The organism is Nocardia sp. NPDC019395, from assembly GCF_040632335.1.
Taxonomy (GTDB): Bacteria; Actinomycetota; Actinomycetes; order Mycobacteriales; family Mycobacteriaceae; genus Nocardia.
Genome location: NZ_JBEYBT010000010.1, coordinates 210,534 through 228,046 on the forward strand (window position 1 = coordinate 210,534; position 17,513 = coordinate 228,046).

At 66.1% G+C, this 17,513-nt stretch carries 18 protein-coding genes; 5 read left to right on the top strand and 13 right to left on the bottom strand.

Translation table 11 applies throughout. The features are described 5' to 3' along the window. Positions 1-55: 55 nt before the first annotated feature. Together ABZ827_RS22110 and ABZ827_RS22115 are read right to left on the bottom strand one after the other, a co-directional pair. On the bottom strand, positions 56-712 hold the full coding sequence (locus tag ABZ827_RS22110; RefSeq protein WP_357239556.1) for an MspA family porin: 657 nt from the start codon (positions 710-712) through the stop codon (positions 56-58). A gap of 62 nt (positions 713-774) precedes the next feature. Continuing rightward, the gene (locus tag ABZ827_RS22115) at positions 775-1,467 is read right to left on the bottom strand and encodes an MspA family porin (RefSeq protein ID WP_357239559.1); all 693 of its coding nucleotides are present in this window, start codon (positions 1,465-1,467) and stop codon (positions 775-777) included. A gap of 630 nt (positions 1,468-2,097) precedes the next feature. Here ABZ827_RS22115 and ABZ827_RS22120 point away from each other — a divergent pair. From ABZ827_RS22120 to ABZ827_RS22135, 4 genes are all read left to right on the top strand, one after another. Next, positions 2,098-3,039: an ABC transporter permease gene (locus ABZ827_RS22120; RefSeq protein ID WP_357239562.1), complete on the top strand. Its 942-nt coding sequence runs from the start codon at positions 2,098-2,100 to the stop codon at positions 3,037-3,039. Further along, a complete protein-coding gene (locus ABZ827_RS22125) occupies positions 3,036-4,838 on the top strand; it encodes a dipeptide/oligopeptide/nickel ABC transporter permease/ATP-binding protein (protein WP_357239565.1) in 1,803 nt (600 codons plus the stop codon). Before ABZ827_RS22120 ends, ABZ827_RS22125 begins: the two co-directional genes overlap by 4 nt. Continuing rightward, positions 4,835-5,680, top strand: coding sequence for an ATP-binding cassette domain-containing protein (locus tag ABZ827_RS22130; protein WP_357239569.1), 846 nt, complete (start codon positions 4,835-4,837; stop codon positions 5,678-5,680). The genes ABZ827_RS22125 and ABZ827_RS22130 overlap by 4 nt, the downstream gene beginning before the upstream one ends. 155 nt (positions 5,681-5,835) lie before the next feature. Next, positions 5,836-6,342, top strand: coding sequence for a hypothetical protein (locus ABZ827_RS22135; protein WP_357239572.1), 507 nt, complete (start codon positions 5,836-5,838; stop codon positions 6,340-6,342). Positions 6,343-6,366: 24 nt separating this feature from the next. On the opposite strand, the gene ABZ827_RS22140 is transcribed toward ABZ827_RS22135, so the two are convergent. Further along, positions 6,367-6,879: a VOC family protein gene (locus ABZ827_RS22140; RefSeq protein ID WP_357239626.1), complete on the bottom strand. Its 513-nt coding sequence runs from the start codon at positions 6,877-6,879 to the stop codon at positions 6,367-6,369. A 180-nt stretch (positions 6,880-7,059) separates the two neighbouring features. Here ABZ827_RS22140 and ABZ827_RS22145 point away from each other — a divergent pair, with 180 nt between their 5' ends. Continuing rightward, entirely contained in the window at positions 7,060-7,830 is a 771-nt protein-coding gene (locus ABZ827_RS22145; protein ID WP_357239575.1) for an SDR family oxidoreductase, read from the top strand. Between the two features lie 383 nt (positions 7,831-8,213). Here ABZ827_RS22145 and ABZ827_RS22150 read toward each other — a convergent pair whose 3' ends face one another. From ABZ827_RS22150 to ABZ827_RS22195, 10 genes are read right to left on the bottom strand one after another with little or no spacing between them, the layout of a single operon-like run. Beyond that, entirely contained in the window at positions 8,214-8,732 is a 519-nt protein-coding gene (locus ABZ827_RS22150; RefSeq protein ID WP_357239578.1) for a type II 3-dehydroquinate dehydratase, read from the bottom strand. Between the two features lie 22 nt (positions 8,733-8,754). Next, the gene (locus tag ABZ827_RS22155; protein WP_357239581.1) at positions 8,755-9,507 is read right to left on the bottom strand and encodes a glucose 1-dehydrogenase; all 753 of its coding nucleotides are present in this window, start codon (positions 9,505-9,507) and stop codon (positions 8,755-8,757) included. A 24-nt stretch (positions 9,508-9,531) separates the two neighbouring features. Then, positions 9,532-10,287, bottom strand: coding sequence for an SDR family oxidoreductase (locus tag ABZ827_RS22160; protein WP_357239584.1), 756 nt, complete (start codon positions 10,285-10,287; stop codon positions 9,532-9,534). Next, positions 10,284-11,021, bottom strand: coding sequence for an alpha/beta fold hydrolase (locus ABZ827_RS22165; protein WP_357239588.1), 738 nt, complete (start codon positions 11,019-11,021; stop codon positions 10,284-10,286). The genes ABZ827_RS22160 and ABZ827_RS22165 overlap by 4 nt, the downstream gene beginning before the upstream one ends. Next, positions 11,018-12,229, bottom strand: coding sequence for a CoA transferase (locus ABZ827_RS22170; protein WP_357239591.1), 1,212 nt, complete (start codon positions 12,227-12,229; stop codon positions 11,018-11,020). The genes ABZ827_RS22165 and ABZ827_RS22170 overlap by 4 nt, the downstream gene beginning before the upstream one ends. Continuing rightward, complete coding sequence (locus ABZ827_RS22175) at positions 12,226-13,098, bottom strand: IclR family transcriptional regulator (protein ID WP_357239594.1); 873 nt, start codon at positions 13,096-13,098, stop codon at positions 12,226-12,228. Before ABZ827_RS22175 ends, ABZ827_RS22170 begins: the two co-directional genes overlap by 4 nt. A gap of 1 nt (position 13,099) precedes the next feature. Then, positions 13,100-14,245 (bottom strand): thiolase family protein, encoded by a 1,146-nt coding sequence (locus ABZ827_RS22180; protein WP_357239597.1) that lies wholly within the window; start codon positions 14,243-14,245, stop codon positions 13,100-13,102. Beyond that, positions 14,242-14,640 (bottom strand): OB-fold domain-containing protein, encoded by a 399-nt coding sequence (locus ABZ827_RS22185; protein WP_357239600.1) that lies wholly within the window; start codon positions 14,638-14,640, stop codon positions 14,242-14,244. Before ABZ827_RS22185 ends, ABZ827_RS22180 begins: the two co-directional genes overlap by 4 nt. Beyond that, a complete protein-coding gene (locus tag ABZ827_RS22190; protein WP_357239603.1) occupies positions 14,637-15,452 on the bottom strand; it encodes an alpha/beta fold hydrolase in 816 nt (271 codons plus the stop codon). Before ABZ827_RS22190 ends, ABZ827_RS22185 begins: the two co-directional genes overlap by 4 nt. Positions 15,453-15,478: 26 nt before the next feature. Next, positions 15,479-16,771 carry an MFS transporter gene (locus tag ABZ827_RS22195; RefSeq protein WP_357239606.1) on the bottom strand — a complete coding sequence of 431 codons (1,293 nt, stop codon included), beginning with the start codon at positions 16,769-16,771 and terminating at the stop codon, positions 15,479-15,481. Positions 16,772-17,513 lie beyond the last annotated feature (742 nt).

The following is a 17,513-nucleotide window of genomic DNA, read 5'->3' on the forward strand; positions in this document are numbered from 1 at the left end:
GGTTCCGCAACAAGAAATGCACACGTCCACCGCTCGAAGGGGTGAACGGTAGTGGTCAGCCGAGGCTGAACGGTTGACCCCATACCGTGACGACCTCTTTGGCGGTCCCGGTCTCCACCTCCGCCTCCACGAATGCCCGGGCCTGCGCGTAGCCCGCGCAGCCGGCGAGGCCGATCGTACTGTTGCTCCAGGTGACGCTACCGGTGGTGCCCCGGAACGGCGCGAAATTCCGATGCGATTCCGCGCCGAACGCATCGGGCGCCTCGAGGTCGAGGAGGTAGAACTTTTTCGCCTGTCCGGGGCCGAGGCTGAGATTTCCGCCGAGACTGCCGCCGGCCGAGGGGCTCCGGCCTTCCCAATCGGAGCTGTAGTTCGCGCCGCCGTTCGCCCCGCCGCCGGCGATATTGACCTGGCAGCCCACGACGTACCCCGGTTTGATCTTTGCCGTGCGGGCCGGTGCGGAAAGCTCGACCTGCGCGCTGGCCGATACCCAGGCATTGCGATGCAGGGGTGTCGCGCCGAGCGACGGGCTGATCGTGGCGGATTCGGCGGCGATGCGCACGACGACGGTGGTGCCGTCGCCGAGGCTTTCGGTGACGCTGCCGCCGGGTAACGGGACGAAGGTGTCGGCTTCGGCGACACCGGTGGTCGCGAATCCCAGAATTGCCGTGGCGGCAAGCCCGATGAGTGTGGATTTCCTGTGGTGGATCATGGTGGTAACCCCTCCGGGTTCGAATCGGCCAGGCCGAGAGCTGTGCTGAAGATGCGTTCTGATCAGCCGATACTGAACGGCGCCCCGTACAGAGTGGTCTTGGAGTAGTGGTCGCCGATGGTCTCGAGGACCGTGTAGGAGCGGGCCTGGGCGTAGCCGCCACAGCCCTGGATCTGCATTTCGACGTCGCGGTAGCCGAGGCTGTAGACGCCCGGCTCGAGAATGTCCTTGAAGCCGACACGGACGAACGCGACGTCACCGGGACCGAGTTGGATACCCGCGGAGCCACTCAAGCCGCCCCCATTGGTGCTGACATTGCCCGACAGGCCCGCGGTGATGGCCTTGTCGCCGATACTGACCTGGCAGCCGACGATGTAGCCCGTGTTCACCTGGGTAGCGCCGTGGGTGGAGGAGTTGTTGGTACCGGGCTGGTTCCCGGGGCTGCTGTACGGGCCGGGGCGCTCGACGGTAGGAGTGGCGCGGACATCGGCGGTGACGGTGCCGGACACCCACACCACCCGCCCCGCGCCATTGGCTGCCATCGAAGGGGATACGACAGCCCGCTCGGCGGTCCGGGTGAGCGTGGCCCCGGGGGCATCCGTTCGGCCGTCGGGCAGCGGTACGAAGGTATCGGCGTCGGCCGCGCCGGCAGACAACAGGCCGACGATCACCGTGACGGCCGTACCGATTCCTGCCAGGCGTGCACCGTTACGGAATACGGCGGTGCGCGCGCGGTCCGGGATAGTTGCTTTCATTTGCTGGACCCTCATCTCGATGGGAAACCGGTCGTGCCGGAGATCGGAAAGTGCCTGTTCCGGCGGATGACGCCGGAAGCTGGTGACGGGCGAAGTTCCCGGACTTTCCTGAATGGGCTGTCTTTTCCGGGCTGAGCGCCGCGCCGCCGGAAAGCGGTCTGCCGGATCGAGTGGCGCCCGTCACACGGTGTGGTCATGGTTGATGACAGGTGGGATCAGGGGCAACCAGTTGCCGCGAGTTGCCGTACGGCGCGGGCGGGCACGTGGCCCAGGAGCTGGACGTCTGTCCGGTGCACTGCTCAGGCGCGGCAACACACGGCAACTCCTTGTGTGACGGGGGTCTCCGGCCGCGTAATGGACCTACATCGCAGAACAAGGAAGTTCGCCCCATATGTTTGATCAACCGCCCAGTCCACGGTTGCTCGTGCCTTCCCTCGCTGCTCAGAACGCGGGAACCACCTGCTCCTCTTTCGTCCGCCGCCCCGCACCAGCTGTGGCCGGACGGCGCCCCGCACACACATTCCGCCCGGAGACGGATCGGCTTACGAGATGCGTCGACGACAAGGCCGGCCGGTCCGGCGCAGTGGCGGGTGCTGCCGGCGTCCGCGGACCTGGGAACGAGGCCCCACGATGATCGGATATGCCGGGCGTCGCCTCGCTGCCGGTGTTGTGCTGGCGTTGCTCGTCACGATGATCACCTTCTCGATGCTGAGCCTGACCTTCGATGACGTCGTGGCCGGCCTGCTCGGTCCGGCCGCCACCCCGGAGACCATCGAAGCGCGGAAGACCGCGATGGGGCTGGATCGGCCGCTGCCGGTGCAGTACGTCGACTGGCTGCTGCACGCCGTGCGTGGTGACTTCGGCGTCTCCTATTTCACCAGTGAACCGGTCGAGTCCGCGGTCACCGCACGGTTGAGTGTCACGCTGTCCATCGTGGTGGTCGCCCTGTTCTTCACCGCGGTCGTGAGCCTGACCCTCGGGGTGCTGGCAGCCACCCGGGGTGGTGCGCTCGACCGGATCACACAAGGAATCTCGATGACCGGCCTGCTGGTGCCGAACCTGTTGCTGGCCATCGTTCTGGTCTATGTGCTCGCCATCTGGCTGCGCTGGTTTCCGGCTACCGGTTTCGCGCGCTTCGGCGACGATCCCGCGCGGTGGGCGAGCACCATCGCCATCCCCGTGATGGCGCTGACGGTGGCCGGAATAGCCGGCCTCACCGCGCAGGTGCGTGGCGCGATGATCGACGAATTGCGCAAGGACTACGTCCGCACCCTGCGGACACGGGGGTTGCCGATGCGATCGATCGTGCTCCGGCATGCCCTGCGCAACGCGGTCGGGCCCGCGCTGACGGTCCTGTCCCTCGAATTCATCACCATGGTGGGCGGCGCTCTCATCATCGAGAACATCTTCGCCCTCCCCGGGTACGGCAGCTACGCCTTCAACGCCTCACTGCAGGGTGACGTGCCGGTCATCATGGGCGTGACGACCTTCGTGGTCATGCTGGTCGTGGGGGTCAATCTCGTCGTCGATCTGTTGAACGGCTGGCTCAACCCGAAAGCGAGGATCCATTGAGCACGAAGTTCTCCGGTCCGGAGATCGCCACCTCGCCCGATACCGTCGAACGGACCTCCGTACTGCGCAGACTTTCGCGGGATCCGCAAGCAGTCGTCACCGTCGGGTTGCTGCTGGTCATTGTGCTGTCGGGAGTGATCGGCTCGGTACTCGCCGCACATGAGCCGAACGTCGCGTCGCTCGATGCCATCAATGCCGACCCCGGTAGCCCGGGCTACCTCCTCGGCGGTGACAAGGACGGCCGCGATATCCTTGCGCGACTGCTTCATTCGATTAATACCAGCGTGGTTTCCGCGCTCATCGCGCCGGGGATCGCACTTGCCATCGGAATAACCTTCGGGCTCATAGGCGGATACTTCGGCGACCGCGTCCGCGGTGCCACGGAATGGGTGTTCAACCTGTTCATGACCTTCCCCGGACTCCTTTTGCTGATCATCCTGATGCCGGTCACCCACGGCGACTATCGGGCCAGCATGGCGATACTCGGCGTCATACTGTCCCCGGGCATCTACCGAATCGTGCGTAACCAGGTACTGGGGGTGAAGAACGAGCTCTTCATCGATGCGGCACGGGTGTCCGGGCTACCGGACCACCGGATCCTGGCGAGGCACATCCTGTTCCGGGTGCGTGGACCGGTGATCATCGCCTCCGCGTTCCTGGCCGCCACCGCTATCAATGTGCAAGCCGGTCTCGCCTTCCTCGGAGTGGGCTCCGGTACCACCCCAAGCTTCGGCGCGATGATCGCCGAGGGATTCGCCAACATGTACGTCGAACCGGTGCAGTTGGTCTGGCCCAGCGTTCTTCTCGGGGTGATCACCTCGGCGCTGGTGCTGTTCGGCAACGCGCTACGTGACACCCTCGAAGGCGGTACGAAACCCCGGCCACCGCGGCTCACCGGGGCGCCCGGGCCGACGGCACGTTCATCGCCTGTGGACGGGTCCGGCGGCGTGCTGGCGGTGCGGAATCTGAGCATCTCCTATCCGGCACCGACCGGCGAGTTGCGCGAGGTGGTCAGCGATCTCAGTTTCGACTTGGCGGAGGGAGAGACGCTCGGTCTGGTCGGTGAGTCCGGTTCCGGGAAAACGCAAACCGCGTTCGCCGTGCTGGGTGTCCTTCCCGGCGACGCCGTGGTGACCAGCGGTTCCATCGAGCTGGACGGGCGCGAACTGCTCGGATTGCGGGAGCGGGAACTGCGGGCGCTCCGCGGGCGCACGATCGCCTACATCCCGCAGGAGCCGATGAGCAATCTCGACCCGTCTTTCACGGTCGGAGCGCAACTCGTGGAATCCGTGCGAGCGGCCACGCCGATGCCGCGGCGGGACGCGCGACGCCGGGTGCTGTCGATGCTCGACCAGGTGGGAATCACCGATCCCGAACGGACTTTCGATTCCTATCCGCACCAGATCTCGGGAGGTATGGCACAGCGGGTCCTCATCGCCGGCGCCGTGGCCGCACGGCCGCGGGTGCTCATCGCCGACGAGCCGACCACGGCGTTGGATGTCACCGTTCAGGCCGAGATCCTCGATCTACTCCACGACCTGCGGCAGCGTTTGAATATGTCGGTGCTGCTGGTAACGCACAACTTCGGGGTTGTGGCGGATCTGTGCGATCGCGTGGCGGTGATGCAGCGGGGCGCGATCGTCGAAACCGGGACCACGCCTGAGCTGTTCGCCGGTCCACGGCACGAATACACCCGGACGCTGCTGGACTCCATTCTCGACGACACCGTGGTGCGCGGCGACCGGCCCGGCAGTGAACCGGGGGACGAGACCACGGCGATCAGGGAGACGGTGCGATGAGCTCGTTGCTGGAAGTGAACGATCTGCACGTCACCTATCCGGGCCGTGGTCTGCGGGCGCGGCCGGTGGAGGTGCTGCACGGTGTTTCGCTGACGGTCGGTGTCGGCGAAACATTGGGACTAGTGGGCGAATCCGGTTCCGGCAAGTCGACAATCGGCCGCTCCGTGCTCGGGCTGGCCGCCGCAAACGCCGGTGCCATCCGGTTCGGTGGCAGAGACATCACGCATGTGAAGGGAAAGCGCCGCCGGGAGCTGGCCCGCGATATCCAGGTGGTGTTCCAAGACCCCTACAGCTCGCTCAACCCTTCCCTCACGATCGGTGAGATCCTGAGCGAACCGCTGGTGGTACAAGGAATCGCGCCGGCAATCGCGCGGTCGCGAATAGCCGAATTGCTCGATCAGGTCGGTTTACCCGGTAATTCTGCCGCTCGGCTGCCCCGGGAGTTCAGTGGCGGCCAGCGCCAGCGGATCGCCATCGCCCGGGCGCTCGCTCCCGAGCCGAAACTCATCGTCTGCGACGAGCCGGTTTCGGCGCTGGACCTCAGCACTCAGGCCCGGGTCCTCGAGCTGCTCGACGGAATACAGCGGCGGACCGGCGTGTCCTACCTGTTCATCTCCCACGACCTGGCGGTGATCCGGCACATCAGCCATCGTGTCACTGTGCTGTACCGGGGCGACATCGTGGAAACAGGCCCTGCGGGGGTCGTCACCTCGACCCCGGACCACCCGTATACGCAGCGCCTGTTGCTCGCTGCCCCGGTCGCGGACCCGGTGCGGCAGCGGAGCCGCCGAGCCGAGCGGCGCCGACTGGCGGAACAGACCGGCCCTGCCGCGGGCCGGTGACCTGGCAATGCCCCGGGCGGATTCCGTCCGGGTGAATTCGAGCGCGGCCGATACCGGTTACTACCATGGGAGCGAATATCGTGGTTGATCTGTCAGCTGGCTCTGCCGGTCGAAACGCCTGGCGTGTGTATTCGGGCGAGGGTAAAGACAATGGTGTGGCCCGAAGGCGAACGCTACGGCCGCGACTGGTCGCCCTCGCGCCGTCCGCCGGCACGGTGGTGCGTGACGCCGGGGGATGGCTGTTCGACCGGGCGATGTCCGGCTGGGATGTGACCGTGCTCGTCGCCGACTGCGCCGATACGCGCCCACTGGACATCCTCGGCGTACGCGTGGTGGATATCGAGTTCGGCCTGACGTCCGCGAAGCCCGGAGCCAGACCACAGGCTGTCGCCGTCGACGCCGGACTGCTCACCTCGGACACGCGCGTCCACGAAGGAATGCTCCGGCTCCTCGACAAATCGCTGGCGCAGGAGGTGACATTGTGGGGAACTCGCTGGCCGGGGGAGTTCCGGGCACACGCGATACCGGCGCGGCATCGACTCACCGCGGCTGCCCGTGCATTCAAGTCCGCGGCCCTGACCGCCGCGTGCGTACCGGTTCGCACCGACACAGTCGAACGGTTCCGCCGTTGTGAACTCTCGGCCGGCGGTGATCGCGGATGAAGATACGCGTGTCTGGTTGCTTGTTCACAGGGAGCGGATCGGATCCCTGCCGTCCCACTCTTCGCAGGCGTTTCGGACCATCTCGGCGAGCTGGGCTGTGCCCCGGGTGTATTCGCTGACTTCGATGATCGGCGCGGGACCGGACGGCGGTTCGAAGTAGGCGTAACGGGCTCCCCCGGGGGCTCCGCCCGACCAGACCACGGGATGGCCGGCGGCGTGAATCGATTCGAGTGCCACATCGAAATCGTCTGCCCACCAGGCGAGCTGATGAAAGCCGCTGTTTCCGCCGCGGAGGAACTCGGTGTAGATGCTCGGGGTGTCGTGATGCTGCTGAATGAGCTCGACCTGAAGGTGTCCCGAGTGGGAGAACGCCAGCGTGACCGTCACTTCGCAGGGCGATCCGCGATAGAGCGAGCGCTGTGACAATCCGCGCAGGACGTACCAGGGCCCGATGCCGAGCCCGAGCCACGAGTCGATCTGCTCCTCGATATCGGTGACCACGTAGCCGATCTGCCGTACTGGGCCGGGTAACTGCACCGGCACGCTCGAACTTCCCATTGGCCTCTCGGATCGCTGGTGAACGCTATGGCTTGTGAACCCTCTGAAGAGTATGACAATCTCTATGGAGAGAATAGCATTCTTGAAATAGAGAGTTCCAATCTGAGGTCTGGCCGGTAAGAGCCCGGCCTCCCGGCCGGAGTTCGAGGTGCAGGTGTCATGGGCTATGCCGACAGGCTGTTCGATCTGAGCGGGCGGGTGGTACTGATCACCGGTGGTAGCCGGGGGCTCGGCCGTGAGATGGCCTTCGCGGCCGCGCGGTGCGGTGCGGACCTGGTAATCGCAAGCCGGAACTACGAGAGTTGCGCGGCAACGGCCGCGGAGATCGAGCGGGAAACCGAACGGGCCGTGCTGCCCTACAGCGCGCATGTGGGCCGGTGGGACCAGCTCGACGGTCTGGTCGATGCCGCCTACGCCCGCTTCGGCAGAGTCGATGTACTGATCAACAATGCGGGTATGCAGCCGGTCTACGATTCGCTGGGTACGGTGACCGAGAAGCTGTTCGATTCCGTGCTGAATCTCAACCTGAAAGGCCCTTTCCGGCTGTCGGTTCTGGTGGGGGAGCGGATGGTCTCCGCCGGCGGCGGCTCGATCATCAATGTCAGTTCCTCGGGGTCGATCCGGCCGCGGCCGTCGATCGTCCCGTACGCGGCCGCCAAAGCCGGGCTCAATGCGATGACGGAGGGGTTGGCGCTGGCATTCGGGCCGACGGTGCGGGTCAACACCTTGATGGCAGGGCCCCACATGACCCAGGCCACCGCCGGCTGGAAGTTGGAGGACATCGCGCCCGAGGACAATCCGTTCGCCGCCCACGCGCTGCAACGTCCAGGGCGCCCCGAGGAGATCGTCGGTGCCGCGTTGTTCCTTGCCTCGGATGCCTCCAGTTTCACCACTGGTGCCACGCTGCGCTCCGACGGTGGCATGCCCTGACTGGCCTCTTTTTTGCATGGAGATCCGGCTCGTGACCCCATTCCCTCAGCACAGCGGAGTTCCCCAGCAGCATCGGCGAGACGAACAGCTGAATGCGAACTTCGTATCACGGTTCTGTGGCGCGGTGGGTGCGCAGGTGATCACGATAGGGATCGACCGAAATCACCCGGTATTGCGTTGGGTGGCCTAGCTTTTCGGGTTCGCATATGTGAGGGGATCGCCGGCGGCGTTCTCGGATCCGAGCGCGGTCCCCCGTGGCTTAGCGTGTGCTTCACCGGGCGACCGAGTTCGCCACTCGCCCCGGCCGCAGGTCCCTCATCATCGGCAACTGCGGTTGAGGTGAGTGGCGTCGTCGACCCAGTGAGGCCGGTCGTCTGTCGGGCCTACGGTTGCGCGCCGAGGAAACTCGCGTCGTCCAGCGACAGGACCAGGGCGGTGAGTGCACCGATGTAGGAGTACTGCCGTAGGCCCATGCACATGCCGGTGGCGGTGTGGGTGAGCGTGGACTGGATCGCCCCACCGCCGAGACCCCGGGCCCCGCCCGCGCCGGAGGTGATGTTGGAGAAATGGACCTCCACCACCGGCTTGGTGGTTTCTTCGAGGGCGTGGCGGACCGCTTCTCCCACGGTGGTGAGCCCCGCCGGGTTGATGATGTACCCGTCGACCTGTTCGGCCGATTCGTGGATGAACTCGAGGATCGCGCCCTCGTAGTTGGACGAGAAGGTCGACACCTCGACGCCGAGATCGCTGCCGAAACCGACGACGAATGCTTTCAGGTCGTCCAGGCTCGCGATCGCGCCGTAGACCTTCTTGCTGCGGGCGCCCAGGTTCGACATGTTCGGACCGTCGATGACAGCGATCCGATGACGTCTATCGCTAACCCGCTTGATCGAATGGGACATGAGAATCCTTTCTGCATGGCGTCTAGGTGTAGCGGAGGCCGGCGTCGACCAGCAGGGTCTGCCCGGTGATGTAGCCGGCGCCCGGGGAAGCCAGGAACTTCACCGCTCCCACGACGTCCTCGGCCGAGCCCTTGCGCTTGATGGCCTGCTCGGCCAGGATTCCGGCCCACTGGTCGTCGGTGATGGTGCCACGCGGGATCTCGGTGACGATGCCGTGCGGGCTGACGACATTGACGGTTACGTTGTATTCGCCCATTTCCGTGGCCAGCGATTTGCTCAGCGCCGATACCGCGCCCTTCGAGGCGACATAGTGGGCGTAGTTCGCGCGGCCGGTGGTCACCACCGACGACGAGATATTGATGATGCGGCCGGATTTCTGAGCCTTCATGTACGGGGCCACGGCCTGCACACACAGGAAGGTCCCGCGGGAGTTCACGGCGAAGACCTTCTCCCATTCGTCGATATCGATCTCGTCGAACGGCTTCATCACCAGGGTGGAGAAGATGGCGGCATTGTTGATCAGCACATCGATGGTGCCGAACTTCGCCACCGCGGCGGCGACCATGGCATCGACGCTGCCTTTGTCGGCGACATCGGTGGTCACTGCGAGCGCCGTCCCGCCGGCCGCCTCGACCTCGGCCTGCACCGCGGCCGCCTTCTCGCCGTTGAGGTCCGCGATGACGACGGCGTCACCGTCGGCGGCGAATTCGAGGGCGTACCGTCGGCCGATACCCTGGCCGGCTCCGGTGATGATCACCGTGCGCTGTTCCGACATGATTGGATCCTTTCTGGAGGGTTTTCAGGCCTGGGTGATGTGCAGGCTTGCGATACCGCCGTCGACCGTGACCACGGTCCCGACGGAGGAGCGGTTGACCGGGTCGGCGAGGTAGAGCACCGCGGCGGCGACCTCGGCCGGGGCGACCATCCGGCCGGTGGGCTGGCGGCTCTCGTAATCGCGGCGTCGCTGGGCCGGGTCGTCGGCGCGGGCGGCGAGTTCGGCCATGAACGGGGTGTCGACCGTGCCCGGGTTCACCGCGTTGACGGTGATGTTCTCGGCGACGAGATCGGCCGCCGAGGATCGGGTGAGCGCTTCGATCGCGCCCTTGGTCGCCGAATACGCGCTGCGTTGCCGGAAGCCCGATGCGGCGGTGCAGGAGGACATATTGACGATTGCCGCGGCGGACGATCTACGCAGGTAGGGGAGCGCGGCGCGGGTGACCCGGACGTAACCGAGCACATTGATATCCCAGAGCCTGTTCCAGTCGTCGAGGGTGCCGTCCTCGATGGTGCCGACACCGCTGACCCCGGCATTGTTGACCAGTACGTCGATGCGGCCGTGTTCGGCGCCGATCGCTTCGATCGCGGCATCGACGGCGGCGTCGTCGGTGACGTCCACCCTATGGGCCCGGACACGGTCGGGCAGGTCGATGGCTTTGTCGCGGTCGAGCACCGTGACGAGCGCGCCCGCGGCGCTGAATGCCTGGGCGCACGCGCGGCCGATGCCGGCGTTTCCGCCGGTGACGACCACGATGCGGCCGCTGTGGTTGGTGGTCACTGCTGTTCCTCCGTTGTCTGCCAGAACCGGCACGAGATGGTTGCGAGTTCGTCCGCGTGATCGAAGATCAGCATGTGGCCCGCGTCGGCGACGATCTCGTGGCCGACCGCCCTCGGAACATGCGGTCGAATGGCTCCGACCTGCTCGGGTGATGTGGACTGGTCCGCCGCGCCGGAGATCAGAAGGGTCGGCGGCAGTGCGGCGCCGAGTTCGGCATAGCCGCCGAACTGTGCGAACGAGCGCCACGCTGTGATCCAGGTGTTCGGCGGCAGCGAGGTCAGCCGGTCGCGGCAGTATCGTATCGACGGAGTATCGGCTGCCGGCTCGGCGGGGTCGAACCAGCGGTGCAGCGTAGGTTCGACGACTGGTGCCATGGAACCTGTGGCGGCTACCGGCTCCGCGCGTTCGGCGAACGACGGGAAACCCTGCGGTGGTGTAGCGATCAGGATCAGCGAACGCACAGCCCCGGGTGGTGCGGCCGCAGCGGCCAGGGCGGCGACCGCCCCGCCCAGCGAATGGCCGACCAAATGTACGCCGTCGAATGCGCTGATACGGTCGCCTACCATACGCGCCATCGTGGCCAGCGTGGCGTTCCGCAGTCCGGCCCGGGAGCCGTGACCAGCGAGATCCTCACCGTCCCAGCGGTATCGCGGCGATACGGCGTGCGCCCACGCGTCGAAGGACCCGGAATCCAGCCCGAGCGAATGCAGCGCGACGACGGTCGGAGTACTCACCGCGAACCCGCGGAGACGGCCCCCGAGGACAGCAATTCATCGATCTCGGCGGCGGTCCGGCCCAGTTCGGCAAGTATTTCGGCCGAATCCGCGCCCAGCACCGGCGGGTAGGCAGGCTCGACCACTGGCGAATCGAGGAACTTGATCGGATTACCGAGCACGGAGACCGAATTGCCCCGATTATCATCGAGGTCGAGTACCATCTCGCGACCGGCCGTGCGGGCCTCGGCCAGTGCCTCGGGAACATTCGTGATCAGCGCCGCCGGAACCCCCGCAGCCTGGAGCAACTCCACCCATTCCAGTGCGCTGCGCTCGGTGAACGCGCGCTCGAACAGCTCCCACAGGTCGATCTTGTTCGCCAGCCGGGCGCGCTGATCGGCGAACCGCGGATCAGTGGTGAGCTCCGGAAGTCCCAGAACATCGCACATCGCACGCCACATGCGGTCGGTGTTCGCGGTGACGACGAGTTCACGGCCGTCGCCACCGACGAACGAACGGTAGGTCGGGATGGAGTCGTGCCGGGCGGCTTGCGGGGCGGGTGCCCGGCCACTGATCATCGAGTAGACGCCCTGGTAGGACAGCAGGGAGATCAGTGAGTCCAGCATCGACACATCGATGTGATCGCCCTGGCCGTCCACCGCCCGGGAAGCCGCCGCCGCGCAGATACCGATCGCGGCGTACATACCCGCCACAACATCCCCCGCGGGGATGCCGAGGCGGACCGCCGGCTGCCCCGGTTCGCCGGTGAGGCTCATCGCGCCGGAGAGCGCCTGGACGATCATGTCGTAGGCCGGTCGCTCCTTCCAGGGCCCGGTCTGGCCGAAACCGCTGATGGACGCCCAGATAAGGGCCGGATGGCGGCGCCGCATCTCGGCGGGATCGAAACCGAGCCGCGCGCTTACTCCGGGCCGGTAGTTCTCCACCACCACGTCGGCCTGTGCGATCAGATCGCGCAGGACGGCCAGGCCCGCAGCGGATTTGAGGTCGACGACGATACTCTTCTTGTTCCGGTTGTTCCCGAGGTAGTAGGCGCTGTCGCCGTCGATGAAATGCGGCGGGATGGACCGGCTCGAATCACCGGCCGGCGCTTCCACTTTGATGATCTCGGCGCCCATATCGGCGAGTACCTGCGTGCAGAAGGGGCCCGACAGGAAGGTCGTGAGATCGACAACCTTCAGGCCCTGTAGCGGTGAGCGGGACGGCGTCATGGTGAAACAACTCCTGGACTGAAATTCGCTGCGGTGGACCCGAGGTCGCGCGATATGGACCGGGCGGCATCGATGAGCGCCGCGGCGATGGTGCTGATCTCTCCGTGTGGGAGCCGATCCTTCGGTGAGGTGAGCGTGATGGACCCGACCACGCCTCGGGCGTCGAAGACAGGTGTGCCGATACCACGTGCCTGCGGCAGCTTCTCGCCCTCGCTGATGGCGTAACCCGCTGCACGCACTGCCTGCAGGTCGCGCTCGAGTTCGTCGAGGGTGGGTAGTTCCGCCGCCGAGCCGGGCGCCCGGCCGCCGCCGGCGAGCCCACGCTCGTGCTCGAGTACATCGGCGACCGTGGCGCTGTCGAGCTGTGCCAGTACGGCTTTACCCGAGGCGCCCCATACCAGCGAGAGCGGACGGTGCAGTTCGATGCGATAGCGGAGCAACTGGGCGCCGTCCGCGCGGGCTGTGAAGGAGAGTGCCTTGTTCGCAGGCATGTAGATGCCGAAGATCACCGTCTCGTCGAAGGCGTTCGCCACGTCCTCGAGATACGGCCGCACGATGGCGGTGATATCGACCTGGGCAGTGACGCGCGACGAGATCCGGTACAGCTCGGCACCGATCGAGTAATTGTGGGTATCCGGATCGCGAACCACCACACCTTCCTCGGTGAGGATCTTCAGCAACCGGTGCACGGTCGAAGCGGGTAGCGTCATATGGTCAGCGATCTTGCCGACACCGGCCTCGCCGCCGAGGTCGGCGAGCGCGGCCAGCATACGGACGGTGCGCTTCACCGTTCCCGCCGCCGAATTGTCCTGCTTCTGCCCGTTGTTCTTGTTGCCGTTCTCGCCGTTGCTCGCGTCGTCGGTCGCCATATCAGTCCGCTCGCTCGAAAATGTGTACGGCGCAGGCCCCGTGATCGAATCCGGAGATACCTCCGCCGGTGACGTGTGTCAGGGCAATTTTCGCGTCCGGCACCTGCCGTTCACCGGCGGCCCCGGTCAGCTGCCAGAACATCTCCACCACTTGCGCGACGCCGCTGGCACCCACCGGGTGTCCCTTGGAGAGCAGGCCACCACTGGGGTTGACGACGACAGAACCGCCGAACGTGGTCTCGCCGGAACGCAGCAGTTCGAGCGACTCGCCTTCCGGGCACAGGCCGAGGGCCTCGTAATAGACGAGCTCGGCGATGCTGAAGGCATCGTGGAGCTCGACGGTATCGAGATCGGCGGCGGTTATCCCCGCCTGGGCGTAGGCTTCCCGGGCCGAGTGGTAGGAGATCTCCGGTCGCAGCATGTTCCGGGCGCCGCTGGTCGCGGTGCCCGAATGCAGTACCGACGCACTGATCCGCATCCCCGGCCGGTTCATGGTGCGGAACACCTTCTCCGAGACGACCATGACGGCAGCGGCTCCGTCGCCGGTGGGGCAGCACTGCAGCAGCGTGAGCGGATCGGCGATGACGCGGGAGGAGAGCACCTTCTCGACGTCGACTTCCTTCTGGAACTGCGCGTAGGGATTCAGCACGCCGTGCCGGCGGGCCTTCACGCTCACCTGTGCCAGATCGGCGGGTTCGGCCTTGCGCTCGTAGAGGTAGCGCCGGGCCCGCATGGCGTACACCGCTGGCATGACCATGCCCTGCCGGACCTCGGGGTCCTCGGCCACCAGCGGTAGTGTGCCGCCACCGAACTGGGTGAGCTTGTCGACGCCGATCACCAGGACGATTTCGTGCTCGCCTGCCGCGATCGATTTCTGGGCCAGGTGCAGTGCCGTCGCGCCACCGGAACAGGCGTTGTCGGTATTGACGATCGGGATACTGCCGAGACCGAGTTCCTTGGCGATGCGCTGGCCGGTGAGCATGCCGCCGAAGGCATGTCCGCAGAACACGGCGTCGATATCGCCGCGCTCGACCCCGGCGTCGAGGACGGCCTGCCGGGCCGGCGGGGCCGCCAGGCCCGCATATCCCGAGCTGAGGTGCTTACCCATCGGCAGCATCGCTGCCGAGATCACGAATGCGTCGGTCATCGATTCTCGTCCGTTCCGTCTGCGGGGTTCTCGGGGCCGAAGCTCCAGGTGCCGTCTGCTGCTGTCGTCAGCGTCACCGGCAGGTCCGGGACGAGCCGGTCTTCGGGGACCGAAATATCCGCGAGCACCCGCGTACCGCTGTCGAGGTCGATGTAGCCGAGCGTGTACGGCGTGATCCGGGAAGAGGAGAGCTCGACTCGCGTGTAGGAGTAGAGGATTCCGGTGCGGCCCAGCCCGATATCGCGCACCGTGTCGGCGCCGCATTCGAAGCACAGCTGCCGGCGGGGAAAGAACCGGGAATCGCAGGTATCGCAGTGACTTCCCAGCAGTTCGGTCCCGTCCGGGGTCAGGGCCACCACCTCGTCGAGGTCGTGGAGCGGTTCGAGCAGGGTCATGACTTCCGACCTCCGTTGTCTGGATGGGGTGAATTCGGTGGGGTGGCCCACCACGACACGAGTTCTCGCGCGATGGCGGCGGGCTCCTCGATGACCGGGGTGTGACCCGCGGTCTCGAGGACGACGAGACGACTGCCCGGGACTCGGTCTGCGATGGCCGCCATATCGGCGGGCCGTTTCGCGCGATCGAGTTCGCCGGCGACGAGCAGCAGCGGCAGCGGAATCGCGGCCAGTTCCGCGGTCATTGCCGGGCGGGTGTAGACGCCGTGCAGCGCGTCCGCCACCTCGGGTACATGCGCGGCGAATACCTGTGCCCAGTGCCGCCGAGTGGCTGACCGGGCTGTATCGCCCAGGAACACATCACCGAACATGGTGTGTTCGATCCGGGCCACAATATCCGGCTCGTTGCCGCGGACCGCGGTCTCGAGCGCCCGGAAAATCTCCGGGCGGGCTTCTGCCTCCGCGGTGGCGCCGAGCAGAGTGCAGGAGGCCAGCAGGTCCGGGCGCCGGGAAGCCACGCGCAACGCGATATAAGCTCCCATGGAGCTACCCACAAGGTGAACAGGCCGGGTACACCGGGATTCGATGAGCGCTACGGCGTCGTCGAAGAGCACATCCATGGTCGGCGCCCGGCCGCTACCGGTGAACGAACCTTGGCCCCGCAGATCGGGCCGGATGTAGCGGTGCCGTGCCGGAAGTTCGGCGATGAGCGCGTCGAACATTGATCCGTCGAAGAACAGTGAGTGCAGCAGCACCACGGCAGATCCGTCGGCCGGCCCGGTGTCACGGACCGTTTCGGGGGGCGGGTTCAATGGTCTCCTGCTTTCGGTCGGCTGCTCTACTTCTCGGACACCAGCTGGTGATCCCCGGCGCCCTCGAGTTCGGGACTCCGGTCGTATCCGCGGGCGGCGAGGACGGCGGCGACGGCCGCGCTCGCGATCAGCGCGAATCCGAGGACGTAGAAACCGCCCGCCAGCGAATCGCCCCCCGCAGCCCAGCCGACCACGATCGGTCCGACGATGCCGCCGAAGTTGCCGACGAAGTTGACCAACCCCACCGAGGGGCCGGCCTGGTTACGCGGCACCTGACTCAGCACCCAGGTCCACCACGTGCCGAACGACGAGTAGAGGCCGACCGCGGCCACGCACAGCAGGATCATCTGCCACAGAACCCCGCCGCTGATGTAGTGCTGAGCCAGGATCGCCAGGCCCGCCACACTCAGCGAGGTCGCGATGATCCAGCCGCGGGACAACGAGGTCTTGTCCGACCAGCGCGAGTTGAAATACATCGCGACCGTGGCGAACGCGTACGGAATCGCGGTGAGCCAGCCGACCGCTTCGATGCCGTTGGACGAGATCTCCTTGATCAGCGTGGGCAGCCACAGCCCGAAGGCGTACATCCCGGTGATCCAGAGGAAGTACGTCACGCACAATCCGGCGACGATGGGCCGGGTCAGGGCCTTGAGCAGCCCGGATTCCGGTTTGGTCTCCTCATCGCGTTCGGCGAGGATGAGCCGCAGTTCGGCCGGGTCCAGCCGTTTGTCCTCGGCGGGGTCGTTCGGCACGAGCAGATAGAACACCGCGGCCAGGATCAGCGCCGGAATGCCCTGCAGCACGAACATCGTCTGGAAGTGCCAGGTATCGATCATCCAGCCGGCGATCGGCGCCATCAGGGCCGAGGACAGTGGCAGTGCGTACTGTGTGAGGCTGACGGCCCGACCGCGTTCCCGGCCCGGGAACCAGCGCACGAACATCACCGCGAACGAGGGGAACACCGCGCCTTCGGCGAGGCCCATCACGAAGCGGATGGCCAGCAGTGCCGGCAGATTGGGCGCGAAACCTGTGACGCAGGCAGCGACACCCACCACGGCCAGCGACGCGATGATGACCTGTTTCGGGCCGATTTTCGTGGCCAGGAAACCACCCGGGACCTGGGTGATCACGTAACCCCAGAAGAACGCCGACAGGACGACGCCGGTGATGGTCCCGGACAGTCGCAGATGTTCGACCATATCCGGCACAGCGACGCTGATATTCGAACGATCTGCGTAGCAGACCAAGTAGATGAGGAACAGCAGGACACCGACTCGCCACCATCGAGCGCGTGGTGGAACTGCTGTGTCGGCCGTCATCGGTGACGCCACGGGTACCTCCGGATTGAGCGAGGAGTGTCGAGAAGTACGGAAACCGCACCAGGGATAATTCCGCTGAGCGGAATCAGATTCCGCTCAGGATCCGACCATACGACGCAGGTCACACAGAACGCAAATGCTTCTGGTAGCGCGTGCCGCATTCATGGGGCACCACCAGGGGAAATGTGGTTTGCCGCCGGGGATCGGCCCGGTGCCGCCCACCCGATGCTCCCGCCGTTCCGTTTGCCGTGCGGTTTCGCCGACCGGCGCTGGTGTCCAGCGTTCCTCGGTAACCCAGCCCGGAGCCGTCAGTCGCCGTCGGCGGGAACCCGGGCACGGTGGTTGCCCGCTCCCGCGGAAGCACATCGGATAGGCGGCCGACCCGGTTCCAATTGGCCGTCGATCCGCGCCGGTACCCACACACCCGGCAACGCCGAGAAGGTGACCGCACCTACCCATGGAGACAGGTACTGGAGGCGCAGGAAGGCTGGCCGACAACGCCCATTTCGCAAGACTCGACATGACGAAGGACCGCCAGGCGCCGACGCCCCTCCGCGGTCCAAGACAGGCTCACTCACCCGAGTCCCAGGGGATCCGAGTGTCAAGCATCTCCGTAAGTTTTGTATTTGACACCACTACGAACTCCGTGTCGCTTCCGCCTGAAGACTGACCCTCTGATTCCGGGTGAATGCTGACCCACCCCGTGAACGATCATGAGGTGCTGAACGTGGAGGACTGGGCG

Coding starts and splice junctions, on each gene's coding strand:
- ABZ827_RS22185 (WP_357239600.1), bottom strand. CDS start 14,640: ATGACCCTGCTCGAACCGCTCCACGACCTCGACGAGGTGGTGGCCCTG.
- ABZ827_RS22110 (WP_357239556.1), bottom strand. CDS start 712: ATGATCCACCACAGGAAATCCACACTCATCGGGCTTGCCGCCACGGCA.
- ABZ827_RS22130 (WP_357239569.1), top strand. CDS start 4,835: ATGAGCTCGTTGCTGGAAGTGAACGATCTGCACGTCACCTATCCGGGC.
- ABZ827_RS22170 (WP_357239591.1), bottom strand. CDS start 12,229: ATGACGCCGTCCCGCTCACCGCTACAGGGCCTGAAGGTTGTCGATCTC.
- ABZ827_RS22195 (WP_357239606.1), bottom strand. CDS start 16,771: ATGACGGCCGACACAGCAGTTCCACCACGCGCTCGATGGTGGCGAGTC.
- ABZ827_RS22115 (WP_357239559.1), bottom strand. CDS start 1,467: ATGAAAGCAACTATCCCGGACCGCGCGCGCACCGCCGTATTCCGTAAC.
- ABZ827_RS22155 (WP_357239581.1), bottom strand. CDS start 9,507: ATGTCGGAACAGCGCACGGTGATCATCACCGGAGCCGGCCAGGGTATC.
- ABZ827_RS22180 (WP_357239597.1), bottom strand. CDS start 14,245: ATGACCGACGCATTCGTGATCTCGGCAGCGATGCTGCCGATGGGTAAG.
- ABZ827_RS22145 (WP_357239575.1), top strand. CDS start 7,060: ATGGGCTATGCCGACAGGCTGTTCGATCTGAGCGGGCGGGTGGTACTG.
- ABZ827_RS22175 (WP_357239594.1), bottom strand. CDS start 13,098: ATGGCGACCGACGACGCGAGCAACGGCGAGAACGGCAACAAGAACAAC.
- ABZ827_RS22150 (WP_357239578.1), bottom strand. CDS start 8,732: ATGTCCCATTCGATCAAGCGGGTTAGCGATAGACGTCATCGGATCGCT.
- ABZ827_RS22120 (WP_357239562.1), top strand. CDS start 2,098: ATGATCGGATATGCCGGGCGTCGCCTCGCTGCCGGTGTTGTGCTGGCG.